The following is a 22,614-nucleotide window of genomic DNA, read 5'->3' as shown; positions in this document are numbered from 1 at the left end:
CGCGATGCCCACTCAGCGCGGCAGCGGGTCCGCGATGCCCACCGGCTGCACCAGCCAGCCGAAGTCGCCCAGTCCGCCCGGTGCCGTCAGCTCGGCGGCCTCCCCGGCGCTCGCGAGGGCGCGCACGTATCCGGTGGGGTCGGTCGAGGCGAGCGTGAGCGGAGGGCGTGCGCCGCTCACGCCGAGGGCGTGCAGTGCCTCGCGCTGGGGGAGCAGCCGTCCGCCGGGCAGCGCGCAGGCGTCCAGGGCGACGTGCGCCGTGAGGTCGCAGGAGCCGTCCGGGACGGGTGTGGTCTCGCGTCCGTCCCGGAAGCCGGTCAGCGTCCCGTAGGGCGGCCGCGCGCCGGCGGTGTGCGCGTAGTCCACGGCGACGGCGAGCCCCCGCCGGAGCGTCGCGGCCGCCGAGGCCCACGCCTCGTCCCGGGGCAGCCCGATCTCGGCGCGCAGCCCGGGCTCGGCGCGCAGCGGCCACCAGCGCTCCAGCCAGCGGGCTTCGGCCCCGCCGACCGGGTCCCCGAGCCGCTCCACGCCGTCCCGCCGGACCAGCACCAGCCGGGCCGTGCCCGTGCCGTCCACCTCCGCAACCTCGACGGGGACGTTGTCCAGCCATTCGTTGGCGAAGAGCAGCCCGGTGACCTCCCCGGGCGGCTCGGCCCGCCACTCGATCCGGTGATCGAGCCCCGGGGGCCGCCCGGCGACCTCGACGGCGCACGCGCGCGTGCGCTCCGCCACCTCGGCGGGCAGCGCGGCCCGGACGCCGGCGGCCAGTTCGCCCCGCCCGGCGGCCATGTCGACGAAGTCCAGCACCCGGGGCCGGCCCAGCGCCTCGTCGACGCGGCACAGCAGCCGCGCCACGGCCCCGGCGAACAGCGCCGAGGCGTGCACCGAGGTGCGGAAGTGCCCGGCCGGGCCCGCACCGGCCCGCCGGTAGAAGCCCCCCGGCGCGTACAGGGCTTCGTGCGCCGCCGCGCGCCACCCGCGCCACTCGTTGCCGGTTCCCGTCGTCACCGGGTCAGGCTATGCGCACACAACGCACGCAACTCCACCTTGCGGAGTACGCGCGCCCGGTCCGGATCGGCCCTCCGGTTGACCCCTGCACCTATTCCGCTTCCCTACGCTGGGTTACGTGCAGCGCCTCTATGACTTCCTCCGCAGGCACCCGACGTGGGTCGACGGCTTCTGGGCCGTGGCCCTCCTCGGGATCTCCGTGGTCGGAGGGGCGACGGGCGTCTTCGGGCCCCCCGCCGCCGCCGTCCCGCTCACGGTGCTGCTGTGCCTGGTGGTCGCGCTGCGCCGCCGCATGCCGGAGAAGATGCTGCTGCTCGCGGCCGCGGTCGGGGTGGCGCAGCTGATCACCGACGTGGAGATGACCCCCGCCGACTTCGCCATGCTGGTGATCGTCTACACGGTGGCGGCGGAGGGCGCGCGCTGGGCCTCGCGCTTCGCGCTGGCCGCCGGACTGTGCGCCGCCCCGGTGGCCCACCTGCGCTGGCCGAACGAGCAGAACGGCGTCGCGGCCAACATCGCCGCGGCCGTCTTCATGACGGTGCCCTTCGCGCTGGCCTGGGTGCTCGGCGACTCCATCCGCACCCGCCGCGCCTACTTCGCGCAGCTGGAGGAGCGGGCCGCCCGGCTGGAGAAGGAGCGCGAGGCGCAGTCCAAGGTCGCGGTCGCCGCGGAACGGGCCCGCATCGCCCGCGAGTTGCACGACGTCGTCGCGCACAACGTCTCGGTGATGGTGGTCCAGGCCGACGGCGCCGCCTACGTCCTCGACGCCGCCCCCGACCAGGCGAAGAAGGCCCTGGAGACCATCTCCTCCACCGGCCGCCAGGCCCTCGCCGAGATGCGCCGCCTGCTCGGCGTGCTGCGCACCGGGGAGCACCAGGAGGCCGGCGAGTACGTGCCGCAGCCGGACGTGCAGCAGATCGAGGACCTCGTCGAGCAGTGCCGCGGGTCGGGCCTGCCGGTCGACTTCAAGGTCGAGGGCACGCCCCGGCCGCTGCCCAGCGGCGTCGAGCTCACCGCCTACCGCATCGTGCAGGAGGCGCTCACCAACACCCGCAAGCACGGCGGCCCCAACGCGGGCGCCAGCGTGCGCCTGGTGTACTTCGACGACGGCCTCGGCCTGCTCGTCGAGGACGACGGCAAGGGCGCCCCGCACGAGCTGTACGAGGAGGGCGGGTTCGACGGCCAGGGCCACGGCCTGATCGGCATGCGCGAGCGGGTCGGCATGGTCGGCGGCACCCTGGACGCGGGCCCGCGCCCCGGCGGAGGATTCCGCATCAGTGCCCTGCTCCCGCTCAAAGCCGCGCACTGACGCCGCCGCACGCCCCTCGCTGACACCTGTCACGCCCGGGGACACGCCCCGGAACGCCCCCCATCGCACCCCATCGCACCCCCAGTGAACTGCCCTGACGACATGGAAGAGGCCCCGATGACGATCCGCGTGATGCTCGTCGACGACCAGGTGCTGCTGCGCACCGGATTCCGGATGGTGCTCGCCGCCCAGCCGGACATGGAGGTCGTCGCGGAGGCGGGCGACGGCGTCGAGGCCTTGCAGGCACTGCGCGCCACCCAGGTCGACGTGGTGCTGATGGACGTGCGCATGCCGAAGCTGGACGGCGTGGAGACCACGCGCCGCATCTGCGCGGACACCGACCCGCCGAAGGTCCTCATCCTGACCACCTTCGACCTCGACGAGTACGCCTTCTCCGGGCTGAAGGCGGGCGCCTCGGGCTTCATGCTCAAGGACGTGCCCCCGGGCGAACTGCTCACCGCGATCCGGTCCGTGCACAGCGGTGACGCGGTCGTCGCCCCCTCCACCACCCGGCGGCTGCTGGACCGCTTCGCGCCGATGCTGCCGAGCACCGCGCAGCAGCCCCGGCACAAGGAGCTGGAGCGGCTCACCGACCGTGAGCGCGAGGTCATGGTGCTGGTCGCGCAGGGCCTGTCCAACGGCGAGATCGCGGCCCGCCTGGTGCTCTCCGAGGCGACCGTGAAGACGCACGTCGGCCGCATCCTGACCAAGCTGGGCCTCAGGGACCGCGTGCAGGTCGTCGTGCTGGCCTACGAGACGGGACTGGTCCGGGCGGGCGGGCACGGCTGAGCGTGCAGCGGGCAGCCGGAGCGCCCGCTATCTGAGGATCCCCTCCAGGAACTCGCTGCCGAGCCGGGCCACCACCGTGACGTCCAGCTGGTGCAGCACGTAGCGCCCGCGGCGGCGGGTGGTCAGCAGGCCGGCCTTCTTCAGCAGGGCCAGGTGCCGGGATATCTCCGGGGCCGTCATGCCCAGCACCTGCGCCAGCTCGCCCGTGGTGTAGGCGCTGCGGGCCAGGAAGCGGCAGATGCGCATGCGCACGGGATGGGACAGGGCGGTCATGCGCAGCGCCAGCTGCTCGAGGCTGGGCGGGGCGGCGAGCTCGGGGGAGCCCACCGGGTAGTGGAGCACCGGCTGCCAGCCGTGGCGGTGCAGGACCATCAGGTGCGGCCAGCCCAGGCTGGTCGGCACGAGCAGCAGCCCGCCGTCGCCGGTGGTCGTGACGTCGTCCCCGCCGAGCTTGTCGACGGTGAGGCGGGTGCCCGCCGCGTCGAGCGTGATCGCCCGGGACACCGCGGCCAGCATGCCGGGCAGGCCCTTGTGCCGCAGCAGGTCCGTCTTGTGCCGGGCGTCGGCGGCCAGCTGGTGGCGCAGCCGGCCCCACGCCTCCGCGAAGAACGCCTCCTCGCAGTCCCGCAGGAACTGCCGCAGCCAGGCCCGGATCGCGGGCGGGTCGCCCAGCAGCCGCTCGGTGAAGCGCAGTTGCTGGGGCCCGCGGGCGGCGGCCAGCTCCAGCGCCCGGCGGCGCACCCCCGGGTCGGACAGCGGGGTGGGCCCGCACGTGCCGTAGCCGACGGCGCAGGTGAACTCCAGCGCCGCGTCGACGAACTGCTCGTCGGACAGCTTGTCGAGCTGGTCCAGCTCCTCGGCGAGGGTGCCGCCCGGCAGCGTCCCGCTCTCCGGCAGACCCGCCCACGGCATGAACAGGTCCGAGAACGTCGACCGCCACAGGAAGTCGGCCTCGCACATCCGGTCGGCCAGATGCGGATCGAGCCGCGCGCTCACGCCCGTCACCCAGCCCTGGAGGCCCGGGTGGTGCGCGGGCTCGGACAGCGCGTGCAGCGCCATGCCCAGCTCGGCCAGGGGCGAGGGGACGACGGCGACCCTCTCCGGCCGCAGCCCGGCGATGTCGATGTGCACGCTCATGCCCTCATGGTGCACCCCGCCACCGACAACGCTCCCGACGATTGACGGCCGCCGTCAATCGACGCGACGGCGCCCCGGACGCGGGCGCACGGTGGAGGCACCGGGGCAGCCGCGGAGCCTTCGGACCTCCATCACCCCGTCCCGCAGAGGCGATCCGTCATGAGCATCACGCAGCAGTACCTCCTCGACACCTACCGCGCCCGCTCCCTGGGCGACACCGCCCCGCCCGTACCGGGCACGCACGACTGGCAGGTCGTGAAGGAGTGGCGCGACGAACGGCAGTTCCGGGCGGTCCTGGCCGGACGCCCGGTGCGCCACCGCCTCCGGGACGCCCTGGCCCGGTGGCGCAGGCACCCCGCCCGGCCCGCCTGAGCCGCTCACCGGCGCTGCGGCCGCCCCGGCAGCCGCGCCGCGAACGCGGCCACCGCCGCCCGCACGTCCTGCCCGGTCCACTCCAGCCCGGCGGCCCGCACGTGCACCTCGGTGTACGACAGCCCCGGGCCGCCGCGGGTCCAGCCGGCGCCGAACAGCTCCACGCCCGTCTCCTCGGCCGTGCGCACCGCCGCCTCGCCCGCGACGTCCGCCTCGTAGGGCAGCCACACCTGGAAGTCGTGGGTGTGCGGCACCTCCGGATGCACCCGCGCCCACGGCAGCCCGGCGGCGGCGAAGCCCTCCCGCAGGGCGGCGGCCACCACGCGCGCGTGGGCGACGTACTCCGGCAGCCGGGGCAGCTCGCGCTCCAGCCCGGCGAGCACCGACAGGACGGTCGGGAACTGCTGGAAGACCTGGCCGCCGTAGCGGTGCCGCCACACCTTGGCCTCGTCCACGAGCTGCTCCGGCCCGGCCAGGGCGGCGCCGCCGAACGCCTCCAGCGACTTGTAGAACGACACGTAGACGCTGTCGGCCAGGCCCGCGATCTCCGCCAGGGGCCGGCCGAAGTGCACGGTGGACTCCCACAGCCGGGCCCCGTCGAAGTGCACCACCGCGTCCCGCTCCCGGGCGGCCTCGACGACCCCGGTGAGTTCCTCCCAGGACGGCAGCACGAAACCGGCGTCCCGCAGCGGCAGTTCCAGCATCAGGGCGCCGAAGGGCTCCTCGAAGCCGCGCACCTCGGCGGCGGTCGGCAGCCGCGGCTCGCTCGTCACCCGCACCGGGCGCAACCCGCCGACCTCGCGCAACGCGTTGCGCTCGTGCACCTCGGGGTGGCTGAGCCCGTGCACGGCGACCGTCCGGTCGCCGGTGCGCCCCGCCCAGCAGCGCAGGGCCACCTGCTGCGCCATCGTGCCCGTCGGGAAGAACGCGGCGGCCTCCGTGCCGAGCAGTCCGGCGACCTTCCGCTCCAGGGCCTCCACGACGCCGCCGCCGTAGACGTCGGACGGCTCGTCCAGGTCGTGGAGGTCCCCCGCGTCCGCCAGCAGCGCCAGGCGCTCGCGGAGCGTGCGATGGAAGCCGAAGCGGGCGAGCACCCGCCGTGCGCCGCGGTGGGCGGCCAGCCGCCGCTCCCGCAGCCCCGGCCCCCGCGCGTCCTCGTCCCGCTCCCGGTCCGCCGCCCGTCCGTCGTGCTCCGCCGTGTCAGTCATGCCCCGGATCCTCTCCCGCGCGCGTGCGGCCGGGCACCCGGGTTTCCCGCAGCCGTTCACCGCGTCCGGGGGCGGGGCCCCGGACGGTGTGCACAGCCTGTGGACGGCCGGACACCCCGCCGACCGATAGCGTTAACATGACGAGAAATCGTCCGGTACCCGGAGCGGACTGGAACGGGAAGGCCGCCGTCGAGTGAACACAACCCCACAGCCAGACCCCAAGGACCGCCCCGCACGGCTCACCGTCGGCGTCATCGGCGCCGGGCGCGTCGGACCCGCTCTGGCGGCGTCCCTCCAGCTCGCCGGGCACCGGCCGGTTGCCGTCTCCGCGGTCTCCGAGCGCTCCCGCCGCCGCGCCGCCGAGCTGCTGCCCGACGTGCCGGTGCTGCCGCCCGCCGAGGTCCTGGAGCGCTCCGACCTCGTGCTGCTGACGGTCCCCGACGACGCCCTGCCCGGCCTGGTCTCCGGCCTCGCCGACACCGGCTCCGTCCGGCCGGGCCAGCTGCTCGTCCACACCTCCGGGCGGTACGGGGCGCGCGTCCTCGACCCGGCCCTGCGCGCCGGTGCCCTGCCGCTCGCCCTGCACCCCGCGATGACCTTCACCGGCACGCCCGTGGACGTCCAGCGCCTGGCCGGCTGCTCCTTCGGCGTCACCGCCCCCGAGGAGCTGCGCCTGGCCGCCGAGGCCCTGGTCATCGAGATGGGCGGCGAGCCGGAGTGGATCGCCGAGGAGAACCGCCCGCTCTACCACGCGGCCCTCGCCCTGGGCGCCAACCACCTGGTCACCCTGGTCGCCCAGTCCATGGAGCTGCTGCGCACCGCCGGGGTCTCCGCCCCCGACCGGATGCTCGGACCGCTGCTCGGCGCGGCCCTGGACAACGCCCTGCGCTCCGGCGACGCGGCCCTGACCGGCCCCGTCGCGCGCGGGGACGCGGGCACGGTCGCCGCGCACGTCACCGAGCTGCGCCGGCACGCCCCGCAGACCGTCGCCGGCTACCTGGCGATGGCCCGCGCCACCGCCGACCGGGCCCTGGCGCACGGAATGCTGAAGCCGGAACTCGCCGAGGACCTCCTCGGGGTACTCGCCCACGGCACCGACGGGACCGACGGCACCGAAGGGGACACCCGATGACCACCACCCTGCTGCGCACCGCCGGTGAACTGCACGCACGCGTACGCAAGGGCCGTCGCGCCGTGGTGATGACCATGGGCGCCCTGCACGAGGGCCACGCCACGCTCGTGCGCACCGCACGCGAGATGGCCGGGCCCGACGGCGAGGTCGTCGTCACCGTGTTCGTCAACCCGCTGCAGTTCGGCGCGGGCGAGGACCTCGACCGCTACCCGCGCACCCTGGACGCCGACCTCGCGCTGGCCGGGCGGTCCGGCGCGGACGTCGTGTTCGCCCCGGCTGTCGAGGAGGTCTACCCGGGCGGCGAGCCCCAGGTCCGCATCAGCGCTGGACCGATGGGCGAGCGCCTGGAGGGCTCCTCCCGGCCGGGCCACTTCGACGGCATGCTCACCGTCGTCGCCAAGCTGCTGCACCTCACCCGCCCGGACATCGCCCTGTACGGCCAGAAGGACGCCCAGCAGCTCGCCCTGATCCGCCGCATGGTGCGCGACCTGAACTTCGGCGTGGAGATCGCCGGCGTCCCCACCGTCCGCGAGGAGGACGGACTGGCCCTGTCCAGCCGCAACCGCTACCTGTCGGCCCCCGAGCGGCGCACGGCCCTGGCCCTGTCCCGGGCCCTGTTCGCGGGCCGGGACCGGCACGCCGCGCAGGAGGCGCTGCGCGCCCGGGCCCGGGAGGTGCCCGCCACGCGCGCGCGTGCCGAGGCGCTCAGCGCCCTCGGCGAGTCCCGTGCGGCGGCCGACACGCACGCGGTCGCCACGGCCGCCCCGGGCCGCCCCGCGGCCGTCCGCGCGGCGGCCCGCCAGGTCCTGGACGAGGCCGCCCGGCTCGACCCGCCGCTGAAGCTGGACTACCTCGCCCTGGTCGACCCGTCCGACTTCACCGAGATCGGCGAGGACTTCGCCGGTGAGGCGGTCCTCGCCGTCGCCGCCCGGGTCGGCACCACCCGGCTGATCGACAACATCCCGCTCACCTTCGGAACCCTCGGAGCCGCCTCGTGACCACCACAGGCATACGACTGCACGCCCCCGCCCCCGGGTGGTCCCTCACCGCGGACGTGGTCGTCGTCGGTTCCGGGGTCGCCGGCCTGACCGCCGCCCTGCGCTGCGAGGCCGCGGGGCTGCGCACCGTGGTGGTGACCAAGGCCCGGCTCGACGACGGCTCCACCCGCTGGGCCCAGGGCGGCATCGCCGCGGCCCTGGGCGAGGGCGACACCCCCGAGCAGCACCTGGAGGACACCCTGGTCGCCGGGGCGGGCCTGTGCGACGAGGAGGCGGTCCGCATCCTCGTCACCGAGGGCCCCGACGCGGTGCGCCGCCTCATCGGGACCGGCGCCCGGTTCGACGCGTCCCCCGCGGGCGAACTGGAACTGACCCGCGAGGGCGGTCACCACCGCCGCCGCATCGCCCACGCCGGCGGCGACGCCACCGGCGCGGAGATCTCCCGCGCCCTGGTCGAGGCGGTCCGCGCGCGTGGCATGCGCACCGTGGAGAACGCCCTCGTCCTGGACCTCCTCACCGACGCCGAGGGACGCACGGCGGGCGTGACCCTGCACGTCATGGGGGAGGGCCAGCACGACGGGGTCGGCGCCGTGCACGCCCCCGCGGTGGTGCTGGCCACCGGCGGCATGGGCCAGGTGTTCTCCGCCACCACCAACCCCTCGGTCTCCACCGGCGACGGCGTGGCCCTGGCCCTGCGCGCGGGCGCCGAGGTCAGCGACCTGGAGTTCGTCCAGTTCCACCCCACGGTCCTCTTCCTCGGCCCGGACGCCGAGGGTCAGCAGCCGCTGGTCTCCGAGGCGGTGCGCGGCGAGGGCGCCCACCTGGTCGACGCCGACGGCGTGCGCTTCATGGTCGGGCAGCACGAACTGGCCGAGCTCGCCCCCCGCGACATCGTCGCCAAGGGCATCACGCGCCGTATGCAGGAGCGCGGCGCCGAGCACATGTACCTCGACGCCCGGCACTTCGGCGCCGAGATGTGGGAGCGCCGCTTCCCGACGATCCTCGCCGCCTGCCGCGCCCACGGCATCGACCCGATCACCGAGCCCGTCCCGGTCGCCCCGGCCGCCCACTACGCCTCCGGCGGCGTGCGCACCGACTCCCACGGCCGTACGACCGTGCCCGGCCTGTACGCGTGCGGCGAGGTGGCCTGCACCGGCGTGCACGGTGCCAACCGCCTCGCCTCCAACAGCCTCCTCGAAGGCCTGGTCTACGCCGAGCGCATCGCCGCCGACATCGCCGCGGCCGGCCCGCACGCGCGCGTGCCGCACCCCCTGCCGCACCCCGAGATCCCCGAGCACCCCCTGCAGAGCCCCGAGGCCCGCCTCACGATCCAGCGGATCATGACCAACGGCGCGGGCGTCCTGCGCTCCGCCGACTCCCTCACCCGCGCCGCCGACCAGCTGGAGCGGCTGCACGCGGACGCCCGCGAGGCCCTCACCGAGCACGGCAAGACGGCCGAGCCCGGCACCGACACCTGGGAGGCCACGAACCTGCTGTGCGTGGCCCGCGTCCTGGTCGCCGCCGCCCGGCTGCGCGAGGAGACCCGGGGCTGCCACTGGCGCGAGGACCGCCCCGAGCGCGACGACACGGCCTGGCGCCGCCACATCGTCGTACGCCTCAACCCCGACCGCACGCTGGCCGTGCACACCACGGACACCACACACTTCCCTACGACTTGCCCGTCCCAGGCCCCCCAGGAGCAGTGACCGACGTGAGCACCCACGACCTTCCCCTCGCCCCCTCCGGAGGCTGCGGCGACGGCTGCGCCTGCGGCGCGGACGACGAGGCGTACCTGGAGTGCGGGCTGGACCCCGCGCTCGCCCAGCTCCTGGCCGACGCCGGCCTCGACCCCGTCGAGGTCGAGGACATCGCCAACGTGGCCCTCCAGGAGGACCTGGCGCACGGCGTGGACGTGACCACGGTCGCGACCATCCCCGAGGACGCGGTGGCCACCGCCGACTTCACCGCCCGCGAGGCGGGCGTCGTGGCCGGACTGCGCATCGCCGAGGCGGTCGTGTCGGTCGTCTGCGAGGAGGAGCTGGAGATCGAGCGGCACGCGGAGGACGGCGACCGCGTGGAGGCGGGCCAGAAGCTGCTCTCGGTCACCACCCGCACCCGCGACCTGCTCACGGCCGAGCGCAGTGCGCTGAACATCCTGTGCCGCCTGTCGGGCGTCGCCACGGCCACGCGCGCGTGGGCGGACGCCCTGGACGGCACGAAGGCCAAGGTCCGCGACACCCGCAAGACCACCCCGGGCCTGCGCAGCCTGGAGAAGTACGCGGTCCGCTGCGGCGGCGGCGTCAACCACCGGATGTCGCTGTCGGACGCGGCCCTGGTCAAGGACAACCACGTGGTCGCCGCAGGCGGCGTCGCCGAGGCCTTCCGGGCGGTGCGTGAACGCTTCCCCGAGGTCCCCATCGAGGTCGAGGTCGACACCCTGCACCAGCTCCGCGAGGTGCTGGACGCCGGCGCCGACCTGATCCTGCTGGACAACTTCACGCCCGCCGAGTGCGAGGAGGCCGTCGCGATCGTCCAGGGCCGCGCCGCCCTGGAGGCCTCCGGCCGGCTCACCCTCGGCAACGCCCGGGCGTACGCGGACACCGGCGTCGACTACCTCGCCGTCGGAGCCCTCACCCACTCCTCGCCGATCCTGGACATCGGCCTGGACCTGCGGCCGGCGGAGTAGGGGAGCGGGTAGGGCCATGCTGCTGACGATCGACGTAGGAAACACCCACACCGTCCTGGGCCTGTTCGACGGCGACGAGATCGTCGAACACTGGCGCATCTCCACGGACGCGCGCCGCACCGCCGACGAACTCGCGGTCCTCCTCCAGGGCCTGATGGGCATGCACCCGCTCCTGGGCGACGAACTGGGCGACGGCATCGACGGCATCGCCATCTGCGCGACCGTCCCCTCGGTCCTGCACGAACTGCGCGAGGTGACCCGCCGCTACTACGGCGACGTGCCGGCGGTGCTGGTCGAGCCCGGCGTGAAGACCGGCGTCCCGATCCTCATGGACAACCCCAAGGAGGTCGGCGCGGACCGCATCATCAACGCGGTCGCGGCGGTCGAGCTCTACGGCGGCCCCGCGATCGTCGTCGACTTCGGCACGGCGACGACGTTCGACGCGGTCAGCGCGCGCGGCGAGTACGTCGGCGGCGTCATCGCCCCCGGCATCGAGATCTCCGTCGAGGCCCTGGGCGTCCGCGGCGCCCAGCTCCGCAAGATCGAGGTGGCCCGGCCGCGCAGCGTCATCGGCAAGAACACGGTCGAGGCGATGCAGTCGGGCATCGTCTACGGGTTCGCCGGCCAGGTGGACGGCGTCGTCAACCGCGTGGCCCGCGAGCTGGCGGAGGACCCCGACGACGTCACCGTCATCGCGACGGGCGGCTTGGCCCCGATGGTCCTGGGCGAGTCCTCGGTCATCGACGAGCACGAGCCGTGGCTGACCCTCATCGGCCTGCGCCTGGTGTACGAGCGCAATGTCTCCCGCCTGTGACCGTCCGACACGCCGCGCCCCGATAACGCCCCCCGGGCCCCCGACCGCCGCGGCCCCGCCCCCAGCCGGGCGTGGTCCGCGGCGGTCTCCGCTCCCGACACGCCCTGGGCCCCGGCTCGCGGCCTGGCCATGGCGTCGTCGCGGCCGGACCGCACCAGCCACGCCCGGCCGCTGTCCGGCGTGCCCGGGCCCGGCTCACAGCGCGGTCACGGGGCGGGAGCGCTCCGGCGCGCCCAGCCGCTCGCATGCGGGCCCCGGCTCGCGGCCGGGCCGGGCCCCGGCGGGGCCGGAGCGCTTCTACGCGTCCCGGCGCTCACCGAGCGTGCCCTGAGCCGGGCTCGCGGCCGGGTGAGGTGTCGCTGCGCCGGGCACCCCAGTGCGTCCCGGCGCCCGTAGGCAGCCGCAGCATCCGCGGCCCCCGTGTCGCCGCCCGGCCGGAGGCCGGGGCGGGTCCCCGCACCCGTCGCGGCGCGCGGGAGCGGGGCGGTGCGGCGAAGAGCCGGCGCCGCCCACGGCGCCGGAACGGCCCGCCGCCGCTGCGCCGGGGTGCGGTCCCCTGCCCGGCCAGGTGGGTGGTTGCCCCCGCCACACCCACCCGCTATGCGTGATTTGTCTGATTAGCGCGTATCGTCGCCGCATGCCCACGCCCTACGGATCCCGCGGCGGCATGGCGTTCGGCCCGGAGGAGCTGCGTGTGCTCCGCCGCGCTCTCGCCCTCGCCCTCCATCCCGCCCCCGCCACGCCCGACGACGTCCGCGACTGTCTCCGCCTCGCGGAGTCGCTGGACGAGGCCCAGCGGGAGGGAGCCAGGCTGCGCGCCTTCCTCGTGGCCGACCTGGGCCGGTACCGCGCGGCCCTCCCCGGCACCGCGGCCGGCTACCTCGCCCTGCTCGACGAGGCCCTGGCCGCCGGCCACCGCCCCGGCCCCGACGACCTGGCCGCCCTGCGCGCCCTGCGCGGCAACCCCGCGGCGGCGGCCCTCCTGGACCGCTGTGCGACCACCCCGGCCTCCCGGACCGCCCCGGCCGCGGCCCTCACGGCCACCGTCCCGGCCTCCCGCACGCGCGACCGCGCCCGCACCGCCGGTCCCGCCCGTCTCCTGGCCCTGCCCGGCGGGGTCGGCCGGCAGCCCGAGAAGAGGCCCGCGCGCAAGCCGGACCCCGCCAAGCCCGCTCCCGCGCCCTCCCCGGCTCCCGGCCCCGGCACGCCGAAGCCCTCCCGTCCGATCCCCACCCCGGGCGAGGTCTTCCCGCGCCGCAAGCCCGCCCCGCCGCCCCCGCCGAGCCCCCAGCAGCTCGCCGCGGGCTGACGGCTACCCTGGATCCATGGACTACGTCTCCGCGCTCCTGCCCCCGGTCGTCATGGCCGCGTTCTTCATCGGCGTGATCCGGGTGATCGTGAAGACCCAGGGCGGCGCCAACAAGGCCAAGGAGGACGCGGCCGTGGACGCCGCCCTCGCGCGCGTGGACGGCGCCCGCCCGTCCTCCGCGACGCCCCCCGGCGCCGAGGCCTGACCGCACCTCTCCCTCCTCACGGCGTACGACTCCACGAGCCCGCTCGGCCGAGTCGTACGCCCTTTTTGTTCCCGTTCGCCGCTGAAGCGCACGTCCGCCACGCCATTACCGAGTTCTCCCACTATTGTGCTGAGGGTGCCTCGCCCATTGGGAGAACTCGAAGACGCGGTCATGTCGCGGGTGTGGAAGTGGAACCGCCCGGTGACCGTTCGAGAAGTCCTGGAAGATCTCCAGAAGGAGCGGTCCATCGCCTACACCACGGTGATGACCGTTTTGGACAATCTCCATCAGAAGGGCTGGGTGCGCCGCGAGGCGGAAGGCCGTGCCTATCGATATGAGGCCGTCTCCACCCGGGCCGCCTACGCCGCCGCCCTCATGAACGACGCCTGGTCGCAGAGCGACAACCCCGCCGCCGCTCTCGTCGCGTTCTTCGGGATGATGAGCCAGGAACAGCGCCAGGCGCTCACCGATGCCGTACGCATCGTGCAGGGCCCGGAAACCCGGGAACCCGCCGCGCCGCCGGAATCCCCCGCACCGGCACAACCCGCACAACCCCCGGAAGACCTCCCGCAGAACCCCGCCTCCCCTTCGGACCCCCGCGGGCGATAGCGTCCCGGCATGTCCGCGAAGAGCCCCGAACCCACCGCAAATGCCATCACCGTCCGGCGGGCCCGCACGAGCGATGTCCCGGCGGTGCGCCGCCTCCTCGACGCCTACGTCCGCGGCGGCATCCTGCTCGACAAAGCGACGGTCACGCTTTACGAGGACATCCAGGAGTTCTGGGTCGCCGAACGGGACGACAACGCCGAGGTCGTCGGCTGCGGCGCCCTGCACGTGATGTGGGAAGACCTCGCCGAAGTGCGCACTCTCGCGGTCAAGCCCGGCCTCAAGGGCTCGGGCGTCGGGCACCGGGTGCTGGAGAAGTTGCTCCAGACCGCGCGACGGCTCGGTGTTCGACGCGTTTTCTGCCTGACCTTCGAAGTCGACTTCTTCGCCAAGCACGGCTTCGTGGAGATCGGCGAGACGCCCGTGGACACCGATGTCTACGCGGAGCTGCTGCGTTCCTATGACGAGGGTGTCGCGGAGTTCCTCGGTCTCGAACGAGTGAAACCGAACACCTTGGGCAACAGCCGGATGCTTCTGCATCTGTGATCGCCGGGATCGACGGCACACCCCGCGAAGGCGGTCCCCGCCCGGTTCGTCAAGACATATTCCGCGGGGCCACCCTGCCCCGGTCGCCTATGTCCGAAACGCGCACGTTTCCGGACGGAGTCGGGGCCACCGGTCTCTGCCGGGGGTTTGTGTTTTTCCGGCAAAAGCGGTTTGCTTTCCGACGTACTGCAGTACTGCATATAACAGGGGACGGCGATACGGCGGATGCCGGCACTCCCCCGGCCCTTGAAGATATCGATGAAAGGAAATCCGGTGGCACAGAAGGTTCAGGTCCTTCTTGTCGACGACCTCGACGGCGGCGAGGCGGACGAGACCGTGACGTTCGCGCTGGACGGCAAGACGTACGAGATCGATCTCACCACCGCCAATGCGGACAAGCTCCGTGACCTTCTCGAGCCTTACGTGAAGGGCGGTCGTCGTACCGGAGGCCGTGCCTCGGGCGGGCGCGGCAAGCCGCGCGCGGCCTCGGGCGGCAGCCAGGACACCGCGGCCATCCGCGCGTGGGCGAAGGAGAACGGTTACGAGGTCAACGACCGCGGCCGGGTCCCCGCGACCATCCGCGAGGCGTACGAGAAGGCCAACGGCTGAACAGCGGCACTACCGGCCCTGCGCGGGCAAGGCCGGTGGCCGGGCGCCCGCGCGCCGCAGCCGGATCCGGTGGCAGCACGTGGCCACCGTGTCCACGAGCCGTACGAGATCGGGGGCATCCCCACCGCCCCCCAGCGCCGACAGCGTCGGCAGCGAGGCCTCGACCTCGCATCCCGGCTCGGGGGGCCGCAGCCACACGGCGGCCCCCTGGGAACCGACCCGCCCGCCGGGCCGGGGACGCCCCGTGACCACCCCGGGGCCCTCCGACCCGTGGCACGCCCCCGTGGCCGGCCCGTCCGGCCGCGGCGCCTCCATGAGGCCCCCCGTGCCGACCGCCGTCAGGTCCAGCGGCAGCGTCCCCCAGTCCAGCCACTCCAACAGCCCCGGCAGCTCCTCCGCGCTGCCCGGCGCCACCAGCAGCCGGGCGCGGGGACCCCGGACGGCCACGGGGGAGCCGGGCGCCAGGTGCCGCAGGGCGGCCCGGCCCGCCTCGGCCGGCACGTCCAGGACGTCGAAGCGCACGCCCACCACCAGCCGCAGCGGATCCCCGGGCGCCGTCGGCCAGCCCAGCCCGTCCTCGTACCACCGCCGGACCCGGTCGCCCGGCTGTGGGCCCGTCCCGCAGGGGGCGGGCGGATCGAGCGGCCCGCGGGGGAGCGGAAGGAGCCGGGACGCGACGGGGGCGACGGCGTGCGGGGTGCCGGACATGCCGAGTGCAACAGCCGCGAGGCCCTCCGGGTTACGCTGGGTCGCGCCCTGCGCGCACAGAGTGCCCGAACGGGGGCGTCCGGGGGGCTCGGGGAGGCGCAAGGTTGTTCGCCCGTAGCGGAGGGGAAGGGTGCGCCCGGCATGGACTCGAGGTCCGCGCGGGTAAGACATGCCTAGTGGGAGGGGGCGACACGCAGGAAAGGACGTCTCACGTTCGCCATCGGCGTACTGGCGAGTGGGGTATCTGCCTGGCCTGCGGGAACATCGTCTCGCACCATCGGGTTGGAGGAGATGTCGGCGTTCGGGGTCAGGAGGCAGTGTTGGTTCTCGGTCCGGTGTCGGCAGTTGGAATGAGCGGTCCCCGCTTGCGGGACTAAGCTGCGGAAGGACAGGGAGGGGAAGTTCCCCCCACTGCCTGACCGCTCTGAGGAGCGATTAACGATGTTCGAGAGGTTCACCGACCGCGCGCGGCGGGTTGTCGTCCTGGCTCAGGAAGAAGCCCGGATGCTCAACCACAACTACATCGGCACTGAGCACATCCTCCTGGGCCTGATCCACGAGGGTGAAGGTGTCGCCGCCAAGGCCCTTGAGAGCCTCGGGATTTCGCTCGAGGCGGTCCGCCAGCAGGTGGAGGAGATCATCGGCCAGGGCCAGCAGGCCCCGTCCGGCCACATCCCCTTCACCCCCCGTGCCAAGAAGGTCCTGGAGCTGTCGCTCCGCGAGGCCCTTCAGCTGGGCCACAACTACATCGGCACGGAGCACATCCTGCTCGGCCTGATCCGCGAGGGCGAGGGTGTCGCCGCCCAGGTCCTCGTGAAGCTGGGCGCCGACCTGAACCGTGTGCGGCAGCAGGTCATCCAGCTGCTCTCCGGTTACCAGGGCAAGGAGACCGCCACCGCCGGCGGTCCTGCCGAGGGCACGCCCTCCACGTCCCTGGTCCTCGACCAGTTCGGCCGGAACCTCACCCAGGCCGCTCGTGAGTCCAAGCTCGACCCGGTCATCGGGCGCGAGAAGGAGATCGAGCGGGTCATGCAGGTGCTGTCCCGCCGTACGAAGAACAACCCGGTGCTGATCGGTGAGCCCGGCGTCGGCAAGACCGCCGTCGTCGAGGGCCTCGCCCAGGCCATCGTCAAGGGCGAGGTGCCCGAGACCCTCAAGGACAAGCACCTCTACACCCTGGACCTCGGCGCCCTGGTCGCCGGCTCCCGCTACCGCGGTGACTTCGAGGAGCGCCTGAAGAAGGTGCTCAAGGAGATCCGCACCCGCGGCGACATCATCCTGTTCATCGACGAGCTGCACACGCTGGTCGGTGCGGGTGCCGCCGAGGGCGCCATCGACGCGGCCTCCATCCTCAAGCCGATGCTGGCCCGCGGTGAGCTCCAGACCATCGGTGCGACCACGCTGGACGAGTACCGCAAGCACCTGGAGAAGGACGCGGCCCTGGAGCGCCGCTTCCAGCCCATCCAGGTCGCGGAGCCGTCCCTGCCGCACACCATCGAGATCCTCAAGGGTCTGCGCGACCGGTACGAGGCCCACCACCGCGTCTCCATCACGGACGAGGCGCTGGTCCAGGCCGCCACCCTGGCCGACCGGTACATCTCGGACCGCTTCCTGCCGGACAAGGCGATCGACCTGATCGACGAGGCCGGTTCCCGGATGCGCATCCGCCGGATGACCGCGCCGCCGGACCTGCGCGAGTTCGACGAGAAGATCGCCGGTGTCCGCCGCGACAAGGAGTCCGCGATCGACTCGCAGGACTTCGAGAAGGCCGCCTCCCTGCGCGACAAGGAGAAGCAGCTCCTCGCCGCGAAGGCCAAGCGGGAGAAGGAGTGGAAGGCCGGCGACATGGACGTCGTCGCCGAGGTCGACGGCGAGCTGATCGCCGAGGTCCTCGCGACCGCCACCGGCATCCCGGTCTTCAAGCTCACCGAGGAGGAGTCCTCCCGCCTGCTGCGCATGGAGGAGGAGCTCCACAAGCGGGTCATCGGCCAGAACGACGCCGTCAAGGCGCTGTCGAAGGCGATCCGCCGTACGCGTGCCGGTCTGAAGGACCCCAAGCGCCCCGGTGGCTCGTTCATCTTCGCCGGCCCGTCCGGTGTCGGTAAGACCGAGCTGTCCAAGGCGCTCGCCGAGTTCCTCTTCGGCGACGAGGACGCGCTGATCTCCCTCGACATGTCGGAGTTCAGCGAGAAGCACACGGTCTCCCGCCTCTTCGGTTCGCCCCCCGGATACGTGGGCTACGAGGAGGGCGGCCAGCTGACGGAGAAGGTGCGCCGCAAGCCGTTCTCGGTCGTCCTCTTCGACGAGGTCGAGAAGGCCCACCCGGACATCTTCAACTCGCTGCTGCAGATCCTGGAGGACGGTCGCCTGACCGACTCCCAGGGCCGGGTCGTGGACTTCAAGAACACGGTCATCATCATGACGACCAACCTCGGCACCCGGGACATCTCCAAGGGCTTCAACCTGGGCTTCGCGGCCTCGGGTGACACGAAGACCAACTACGAGCGCATGAAGAACAAGGTCCAGGACGAGCTCAAGCAGCACTTCCGGCCCGAGTTCCTCAACCGCGTCGACGACGTGGTCGTCTTCCCGCAGCTCAGCCAGGACGACATCCTCCAGATCGTCGACCTGATGATCGGCAAGGTGGACGAGCGCCTGAAGGACCGGGACATGGGCATCGAGCTCTCCCAGTCCGCCAAGGAGCTGCTGTCCAAGAAGGGCTACGACCCCGTGCTGGGTGCGCGTCCGCTGCGCCGCACCATCCAGCGCGAGATCGAGGACTCGCTGTCGGAGAAGATCCTCTTCGGCGAGCTGCGCCCCGGTCACATCGTGGTCGTGGACACGGAGGGCGAGGGCGAGACCAAGACCTTCACCTTCCGCGGCGAGGAGAAGTCGGCCCTCCCGGACGTCCCGCCGATCGAGCAGGCGGCCGGTGGCACCGGTCCGAACCTGAGCAAGGACGCGTAAGCGTCACGGTCCGACGAGAAGGGGCCGGTGCCGAAAGGCACCGGCCCCTTCCGCGTGTCCGGGCCCCTACGACAGCTGCCCGCCGTAGTCCGGCAGCTTGAACGCCTTCTCGGCGTGGCCGCCGGACAGGTCGGTGGCGCTGTTGCCGATGTTCGCGATGATCGTGTAGCCCTTCTTCTCGATCGAGACGCGCTGGGCCGTCTTGTAGTCCGCGACGTTCTTGAACAGGTCGATGAAGTTGCGCACGTACAGGCCGGAGACGCGGTAGCCGGCCTGCTTGAGGTTGTAGTCGGTGAAGGCGTAGACGATGTCCGGGCGCGCGGTGACGAAGAACAGGGCGACTCCGCGCTCCTGGGCGTATCTGGCGGCCTCCAGGACCGGCCTGTTGGCCGGCTGCGGGTAGCTGAAGCCGAAGTCGGTCTCCAGCGTCGTGTTGTCGATGTCGAAGACGATGGCCTGCTTCTCGCCCGGCTTCGTCGCCGCGATCCGCTGCTGGAGATAGGGCAGCGCCTGGTCCATCACGGCCTGGCAGTCCTTCTGCCAGGTGCCGTAGTCGACGTCCGCCGCGGTGGCCGCGGTGGCGGTCACGGCGGCGGTGGAAGCCCGGTCGGCGGTCGTGGCGTCGGCCGGTGCGGCCATCGCCACGAGGGCGGCCGCCGAGACGGCGGTCACTGATGCGCGGCGCAACCAGGGGCGTCGGATCTGCATGTCGTGGGGGTCCTCTCACGTCCGTGACGCTGCCAACATGTCGTGTGCATGCTTGTGCGCGAGGGTGGCGCGAGGGGAACCGTAGGGTTACCGGACGGTAGGTGCCTAGAGGCGTGCGCCACATATCCCGAATGGCCGAAGTGGGCCACCGGTGACATGCCGCACAGGCGATATGTCCGGTACTAGCCGGAATAGTGGCGAACGGGCCGTAAGGAAGGGTAATCGCCCCGGGGGGAGGGTGACGAAGAGCTGGCCAATGCCGGTATTTGTCCTGAATGAGCACTGTGTCAAGAGACGTGGAACACGGTGCCGAAGTACTAACTTCGGCCGTAGATCACGCTTTTGGGTGTTTGTCGGACTTCGGGTTACCAAGGGATGGCCACACGGCGAGCGACAGTGCGCCGGGTGGTTTTCTCCGTCCCCTTCCATACGAGGTTTCGATGTCCCAGCGCGTCACGTCCCGTTCTTCCCGTACGTCCCAGCTCCGCACCCGTGCGACCGTGCTGGCCGCCGGCCTCGGTGTCTCGGTCGCACTGGGGGCCGGGGTCGCGTCCGCCGCCGACACCACGGCCGCGTCCGGCGCGGCCACCGCCGTCCAGGCGCAGGCCGCCGCCCAGGCCAAGGCCGCCAAGGCCGAGGCCCTGAAGGCCGAGAAGGCCGCCAAGGCCGCCGCCGTGAAGGCGGCCGCCGAGAAGGCCGCCGCGAAGAAGGCCGCGCCCTCCTGGGTCGACCCGGTGAAGAAGTACAAGCTCTCCGCGAGCTTCGCCCAGAACGGCGGCATGTGGGCGCACAAGCACAGCGGTCAGGACTTCGCGGTGCCGAGCGGCACCCAGGTCTTCGCCACCCACGGCGGAACCGTGGTCAAGGCCGGCGGCAACGGCGCCGGTGACGGCCCCGCCTACGGCAACGCCATCGTGATCAAGCACGGCAACGGCACGTACTCCCAGTACGCCCACCTGTCGAAGGTCAAGGTGCACATCGGCCAGATCGTCAAGACCGGTCAGGAGATCGCGCGGTCCGGCAACACCGGCAACTCCAGCGGTCCGCACCTGCACTTCGAGATCCGCACGACCCCGAACTACGGCTCGGCGGTCGACCCGGTCAAGTTCCTGCGCGCCAAGGGCGTGACGGTCTGACCTGACCTCCCGGCCCTAGGATCCCGCCGCTCCGCGGTGGGCCTGGGCCACCAGGTCCGTGGCGACCTCGAGGACGGCTCTGCTCTTCTCCTCGGGGTCGTTTCCCATGTCCTGGAGCAGGAACATCCCGGCGTGCAGGGTGAAGATCGCGCTGGCGCAGCGGACCTGGTCGACCAGGTCCGCGTCCGGGTCGACGATGATGTCGCGCAGGCTGCGGATGCGCTCCTTGAAGGACTCGCCGATGCGCAGCTCGCGCACCGTGGCCTGGTTCTCGTGCATGAAGCGGAACAGCGGGGCCGCCTGGGCCAGCGTGTCGGCGTAGCGGCGGACGATCTCCTGCTTGGTCTCCAGGGTGTGCGGCTGCCGGCGGCCCCAGTCGATCAGGTCCTCGATGGGCTGCGTGAGGTCCTCGAAGATGCTGACGAGGATCTCTTCCTTCGTCTTGAAGTGGTAGTACAGGGCCGCCTTGGTGACGTCCAGGTGCTCGGCGATCTCCCGCAGGGATGTCTTCTCGTAGCCCTGCTCCGCGAAGAGTTCGAGGGCCACGTCCTGGATGCGCCGGCGGGTGTCCCCGCGGCGCCGCTGCCTGGTGCCGTCCATGGTGCCGCCCATCCTCCTACGCCGCCCGCTTTCCAGAAAACTTACTTGACGACCGGCTAGTGCGCCGCTAGCTTCCGAGTGTAGTCACTAGCCGGTCGGCAAGTAAGTAGCAGTTGCTGGGGGAGTGGGAAGCGATGGCGGACACAACGGACACATCGGCGGCGATCGCCGCCGACAGCGGGGGGAAGCAACCGAGAAGCGTGCGGGTCGTCCTGCTCGCGCTCATGATCGCGATGATGCTCGCGATGCTCGACAACATGATCATCGGTACGGCGATGCCGACGATCGTGGGCGAGCTGGGCGGTCTGGAGCACCTCTCCTGGGTGGTCACCTCCTACACGCTCGCCACCGCGGCCTCCACCCCGCTGTGGGGCAAGCTCGGCGACATGTACGGCCGCAAGGGCACGTTCCTGTCGTCCATCGTCATCTTCCTGATCGGCTCGATGCTCAGCGGCATGGCCCAGGACATGGGCCAGCTGATCGGCTTCCGCGCCGTCCAGGGGCTGGGCGCCGGCGGTCTGATGGTCGGCGTCATGGCGATCATCGGTGACCTGATCCCGCCCCGGGAGCGCGGCAAGTACCAGGGCATGATGGCGGGCGTCATGGCGCTGGCGATGATCGGCGGGCCCCTGGTCGGCGGCACGATCACCGACAACTGGGGCTGGCGCTGGGCGTTCTACATCAACCTGCCGCTCGGCGTGGTCGCCCTGGTCGCCGTGAGCGCGGTGCTGCACCTGCCGAAGAAGCGGGCGCAGGCCCGGATCGACTACCTGGGTGCCGCGCTGCTGACCGTCGGCATCACCGCGATCGTGCTCGTCACCACCTGGGGCGGCACGGAGTACGCCTGGGACTCCGCACGGATCATGGAGCTCATCGGCATCGGGGTCGCCGCGCTGGTCGGGTTCGTCTTCTGGCAGACCAAGGCGGCGGAGCCGGTGGTGCCGCTGCACATCTTCCGCAGCCGCAACTTCACGCTGATGTCGCTCATCGGCTTCATCACGGGCTTCGTGATGTTCGGTGCGACGCTGTTCCTGCCCTTCTACCAGCAGGCCGTGCAGGGAGCCACCGCGACGAACTCCGGTCTGCTGCTGCTGCCGATGCTCGGCGCGATGCTGGTGACCTCGATGGTCGCCGGGCGGGTGACCACGAACACCGGCAGGTACAAGGTGTTCCCGGTGCTCGGCAGCGTGCTGATGATCGTCGGCCTCTACCTGCTGTCCACCATGGACACCGGTACGTCGCGGGTGACCTCCGGCGTCTTCATGGCCGTGGTCGGCCTGGGCATGGGCTGCCTGATGCAGATCACCATGCTGGTGGCGCAGAACAGCGTGGAGATGAAGGACATGGGGGTCGCGTCCTCGTCCACGACGCTGTTCCGGACGCTGGGTTCCTCCTTCGGTGTCGCGATCATGGGCGCGCTGTTCAACCACCGTGTCCAGGACGTCATGGCCGAGCGGGCCGGGGCGCTGGGCTCCAAGGTGACCGAGCAGTCGGCGCAGCTGGACCAGGCGAGCCTGGCGAAGCTGCCGGAGGCGGCGCGGGAGGCGTACCAGCACGCGGTGTCCGCCGGTACGCACTCCGCGTTCCTGCTCGGGGCCGTGATCGCGGTGCTCGCGCTGGCGGCGGCGGTGTTCGTCAAGGAGGTGCCGCTGAAGGGCGCCGGGCCGAAGGGTCCGGAGGACGGAAAGCCGGACGCCCCGGCGGCCCAGGCACCGCTGGCGGAGGCGCTCTGACCGAGGTCGGCGGACCGATCCCCGACGAAGGCCC

22 protein-coding genes are annotated in these 22,614 nt (G+C 72.6%); 16 read left to right on the top strand and 6 right to left on the bottom strand.

The genetic code is table 11. The annotated features are described in order from the left end of the window. Positions 1–12 precede the first annotated feature (12 nt). Positions 13–1,008 carry an SAM-dependent methyltransferase gene (locus ACH4C6_RS13730; protein WP_398108782.1) on the bottom strand — a complete coding sequence of 332 codons (996 nt, stop codon included), beginning with the start codon at positions 1,006–1,008 and terminating at the stop codon, positions 13–15. A 118-nt stretch (positions 1,009–1,126) separates the two neighbouring features. Here ACH4C6_RS13730 and ACH4C6_RS13725 point away from each other — a divergent pair, with 118 nt between their 5' ends. Continuing rightward, a complete protein-coding gene (locus ACH4C6_RS13725) occupies positions 1,127–2,317 on the top strand; it encodes a sensor histidine kinase (RefSeq protein WP_398108781.1) in 1,191 nt (396 codons plus the stop codon). A gap of 117 nt (positions 2,318–2,434) precedes the next feature. Continuing rightward, on the top strand, positions 2,435–3,106 hold the full coding sequence (locus tag ACH4C6_RS13720; RefSeq protein WP_369198854.1) for a response regulator: 672 nt from the start codon (positions 2,435–2,437) through the stop codon (positions 3,104–3,106). A gap of 27 nt (positions 3,107–3,133) precedes the next feature. On the opposite strand, the gene ACH4C6_RS13715 is transcribed toward ACH4C6_RS13720, so the two are convergent. Continuing rightward, a complete protein-coding gene (locus ACH4C6_RS13715; RefSeq protein ID WP_398108780.1) occupies positions 3,134–4,243 on the bottom strand; it encodes a DUF5937 family protein in 1,110 nt (369 codons plus the stop codon). A gap of 159 nt (positions 4,244–4,402) precedes the next feature. Here ACH4C6_RS13715 and ACH4C6_RS13710 point away from each other — a divergent pair, with 159 nt between their 5' ends. Further along, positions 4,403–4,615: a hypothetical protein gene (locus ACH4C6_RS13710; RefSeq protein ID WP_398108779.1), complete on the top strand. Its 213-nt coding sequence runs from the start codon at positions 4,403–4,405 to the stop codon at positions 4,613–4,615. A gap of 5 nt (positions 4,616–4,620) precedes the next feature. On the opposite strand, the gene ACH4C6_RS13705 is transcribed toward ACH4C6_RS13710, so the two are convergent. Further along, complete coding sequence (locus ACH4C6_RS13705; protein ID WP_398108778.1) at positions 4,621–5,823, bottom strand: threonine aldolase family protein; 1,203 nt, start codon at positions 5,821–5,823, stop codon at positions 4,621–4,623. A 193-nt stretch (positions 5,824–6,016) separates the two neighbouring features. Here ACH4C6_RS13705 and ACH4C6_RS13700 point away from each other — a divergent pair, with 193 nt between their 5' ends. The 10 genes from ACH4C6_RS13700 (at position 6,017) to ACH4C6_RS13655 (ending at position 14,728) form a co-directional block, all read left to right on the top strand. Continuing rightward, on the top strand, positions 6,017–6,955 hold the full coding sequence (locus ACH4C6_RS13700) for a Rossmann-like and DUF2520 domain-containing protein (RefSeq protein ID WP_398108777.1): 939 nt from the start codon (positions 6,017–6,019) through the stop codon (positions 6,953–6,955). Next, entirely contained in the window at positions 6,952–7,953 is a 1,002-nt protein-coding gene (panC, locus tag ACH4C6_RS13695) for a pantoate--beta-alanine ligase (RefSeq protein WP_398108776.1), read from the top strand. The genes ACH4C6_RS13700 and panC overlap by 4 nt, the downstream gene beginning before the upstream one ends. Then, positions 7,950–9,659 (top strand): L-aspartate oxidase, encoded by a 1,710-nt coding sequence (locus tag ACH4C6_RS13690; protein ID WP_398108775.1) that lies wholly within the window; start codon positions 7,950–7,952, stop codon positions 9,657–9,659. The genes panC and ACH4C6_RS13690 overlap by 4 nt, the downstream gene beginning before the upstream one ends. 5 nt (positions 9,660–9,664) lie before the next feature. Continuing rightward, positions 9,665–10,639: a carboxylating nicotinate-nucleotide diphosphorylase gene (gene nadC, locus ACH4C6_RS13685; RefSeq protein ID WP_398108774.1), complete on the top strand. Its 975-nt coding sequence runs from the start codon at positions 9,665–9,667 to the stop codon at positions 10,637–10,639. A 16-nt stretch (positions 10,640–10,655) separates the two neighbouring features. Next, complete coding sequence (locus ACH4C6_RS13680; RefSeq protein WP_398108773.1) at positions 10,656–11,453, top strand: type III pantothenate kinase; 798 nt, start codon at positions 10,656–10,658, stop codon at positions 11,451–11,453. 637 nt (positions 11,454–12,090) lie between these two features. Continuing rightward, entirely contained in the window at positions 12,091–12,762 is a 672-nt protein-coding gene (locus ACH4C6_RS13675; RefSeq protein WP_398108772.1) for a hypothetical protein, read from the top strand. A 16-nt stretch (positions 12,763–12,778) separates the two neighbouring features. Then, positions 12,779–12,967: a hypothetical protein gene (locus ACH4C6_RS13670; protein ID WP_398108771.1), complete on the top strand. Its 189-nt coding sequence runs from the start codon at positions 12,779–12,781 to the stop codon at positions 12,965–12,967. Between the two features lie 171 nt (positions 12,968–13,138). Continuing rightward, a complete protein-coding gene (locus ACH4C6_RS13665; RefSeq protein ID WP_398108770.1) occupies positions 13,139–13,576 on the top strand; it encodes a BlaI/MecI/CopY family transcriptional regulator in 438 nt (145 codons plus the stop codon). Between the two features lie 9 nt (positions 13,577–13,585). Further along, entirely contained in the window at positions 13,586–14,119 is a 534-nt protein-coding gene (locus tag ACH4C6_RS13660; protein ID WP_398108769.1) for an amino-acid N-acetyltransferase, read from the top strand. A gap of 273 nt (positions 14,120–14,392) precedes the next feature. After that, positions 14,393–14,728, top strand: coding sequence for an Lsr2 family protein (locus ACH4C6_RS13655; protein WP_398108768.1), 336 nt, complete (start codon positions 14,393–14,395; stop codon positions 14,726–14,728). Positions 14,729–14,737: 9 nt separating this feature from the next. Here the strand turns inward: ACH4C6_RS13655 and ACH4C6_RS13650 are convergent, their stop codons facing one another. After that, a complete protein-coding gene (locus ACH4C6_RS13650; RefSeq protein ID WP_398108767.1) occupies positions 14,738–15,436 on the bottom strand; it encodes an SCO3374 family protein in 699 nt (232 codons plus the stop codon). A gap of 441 nt (positions 15,437–15,877) precedes the next feature. Between ACH4C6_RS13650 and ACH4C6_RS13645 the strand changes: the two genes are divergently transcribed. Next, positions 15,878–18,403 (top strand): ATP-dependent Clp protease ATP-binding subunit, encoded by a 2,526-nt coding sequence (locus tag ACH4C6_RS13645; RefSeq protein ID WP_398108766.1) that lies wholly within the window; start codon positions 15,878–15,880, stop codon positions 18,401–18,403. A 66-nt stretch (positions 18,404–18,469) separates the two neighbouring features. Here the strand turns inward: ACH4C6_RS13645 and ACH4C6_RS13640 are convergent, their stop codons facing one another. Further along, the gene (locus ACH4C6_RS13640) at positions 18,470–19,111 is read right to left on the bottom strand and encodes an HAD family acid phosphatase (RefSeq protein WP_398108765.1); all 642 of its coding nucleotides are present in this window, start codon (positions 19,109–19,111) and stop codon (positions 18,470–18,472) included. Between the two features lie 440 nt (positions 19,112–19,551). On the opposite strand from ACH4C6_RS13640, the gene ACH4C6_RS13635 reads away from it, so the two are divergent. After that, a complete protein-coding gene (locus ACH4C6_RS13635; RefSeq protein ID WP_398108764.1) occupies positions 19,552–20,247 on the top strand; it encodes a M23 family metallopeptidase in 696 nt (231 codons plus the stop codon). A gap of 15 nt (positions 20,248–20,262) precedes the next feature. Here the strand turns inward: ACH4C6_RS13635 and ACH4C6_RS13630 are convergent, their stop codons facing one another. After that, on the bottom strand, positions 20,263–20,859 hold the full coding sequence (locus ACH4C6_RS13630; RefSeq protein ID WP_398108763.1) for a TetR/AcrR family transcriptional regulator: 597 nt from the start codon (positions 20,857–20,859) through the stop codon (positions 20,263–20,265). Between the two features lie 122 nt (positions 20,860–20,981). Here ACH4C6_RS13630 and ACH4C6_RS13625 point away from each other — a divergent pair, with 122 nt between their 5' ends. Further along, positions 20,982–22,580 (top strand): MDR family MFS transporter, encoded by a 1,599-nt coding sequence (locus tag ACH4C6_RS13625; protein WP_398108762.1) that lies wholly within the window; start codon positions 20,982–20,984, stop codon positions 22,578–22,580. The last annotated feature ends 34 nt before the right edge of the window (positions 22,581–22,614 follow it).

It is taken from the genome of Streptomyces sp. NPDC017943 (assembly GCF_044328425.1).
Taxonomy (GTDB): domain Bacteria; phylum Actinomycetota; class Actinomycetes; order Streptomycetales; family Streptomycetaceae; genus Streptomyces; species Streptomyces djakartensis_A.
This window is presented reverse-complemented; position numbering and strand designations above follow the sequence as displayed.

What these genes read in the sequence shown, in the direction of transcription:
- ACH4C6_RS13720 (WP_369198854.1), top strand. Translation starts at nt 2,435, where the DNA reads ATGACGATCCGCGTGATGCTCGTCGACGACCAGGTGCTGCTGCGCACC.
- ACH4C6_RS13715 (WP_398108780.1), bottom strand. Translation starts at nt 4,243, where the DNA reads ATGAGCGTGCACATCGACATCGCCGGGCTGCGGCCGGAGAGGGTCGCC.
- ACH4C6_RS13710 (WP_398108779.1), top strand. Translation starts at nt 4,403, where the DNA reads ATGAGCATCACGCAGCAGTACCTCCTCGACACCTACCGCGCCCGCTCC.
- ACH4C6_RS13705 (WP_398108778.1), bottom strand. Translation starts at nt 5,823, where the DNA reads ATGACTGACACGGCGGAGCACGACGGACGGGCGGCGGACCGGGAGCGG.
- panC (WP_398108776.1), top strand. Translation starts at nt 6,952, where the DNA reads ATGACCACCACCCTGCTGCGCACCGCCGGTGAACTGCACGCACGCGTA.
- ACH4C6_RS13680 (WP_398108773.1), top strand. Translation starts at nt 10,656, where the DNA reads ATGCTGCTGACGATCGACGTAGGAAACACCCACACCGTCCTGGGCCTG.
- ACH4C6_RS13675 (WP_398108772.1), top strand. Translation starts at nt 12,091, where the DNA reads ATGCCCACGCCCTACGGATCCCGCGGCGGCATGGCGTTCGGCCCGGAG.
- ACH4C6_RS13670 (WP_398108771.1), top strand. Translation starts at nt 12,779, where the DNA reads ATGGACTACGTCTCCGCGCTCCTGCCCCCGGTCGTCATGGCCGCGTTC.
- ACH4C6_RS13665 (WP_398108770.1), top strand. Translation starts at nt 13,139, where the DNA reads ATGTCGCGGGTGTGGAAGTGGAACCGCCCGGTGACCGTTCGAGAAGTC.
- ACH4C6_RS13660 (WP_398108769.1), top strand. Translation starts at nt 13,586, where the DNA reads ATGTCCGCGAAGAGCCCCGAACCCACCGCAAATGCCATCACCGTCCGG.
- ACH4C6_RS13650 (WP_398108767.1), bottom strand. Translation starts at nt 15,436, where the DNA reads ATGTCCGGCACCCCGCACGCCGTCGCCCCCGTCGCGTCCCGGCTCCTT.
- ACH4C6_RS13645 (WP_398108766.1), top strand. Translation starts at nt 15,878, where the DNA reads ATGTTCGAGAGGTTCACCGACCGCGCGCGGCGGGTTGTCGTCCTGGCT.
- ACH4C6_RS13640 (WP_398108765.1), bottom strand. Translation starts at nt 19,111, where the DNA reads ATGCAGATCCGACGCCCCTGGTTGCGCCGCGCATCAGTGACCGCCGTC.
- ACH4C6_RS13635 (WP_398108764.1), top strand. Translation starts at nt 19,552, where the DNA reads ATGTCCCAGCGCGTCACGTCCCGTTCTTCCCGTACGTCCCAGCTCCGC.
- ACH4C6_RS13630 (WP_398108763.1), bottom strand. Translation starts at nt 20,859, where the DNA reads ATGGGCGGCACCATGGACGGCACCAGGCAGCGGCGCCGCGGGGACACC.
- ACH4C6_RS13625 (WP_398108762.1), top strand. Translation starts at nt 20,982, where the DNA reads ATGGCGGACACAACGGACACATCGGCGGCGATCGCCGCCGACAGCGGG.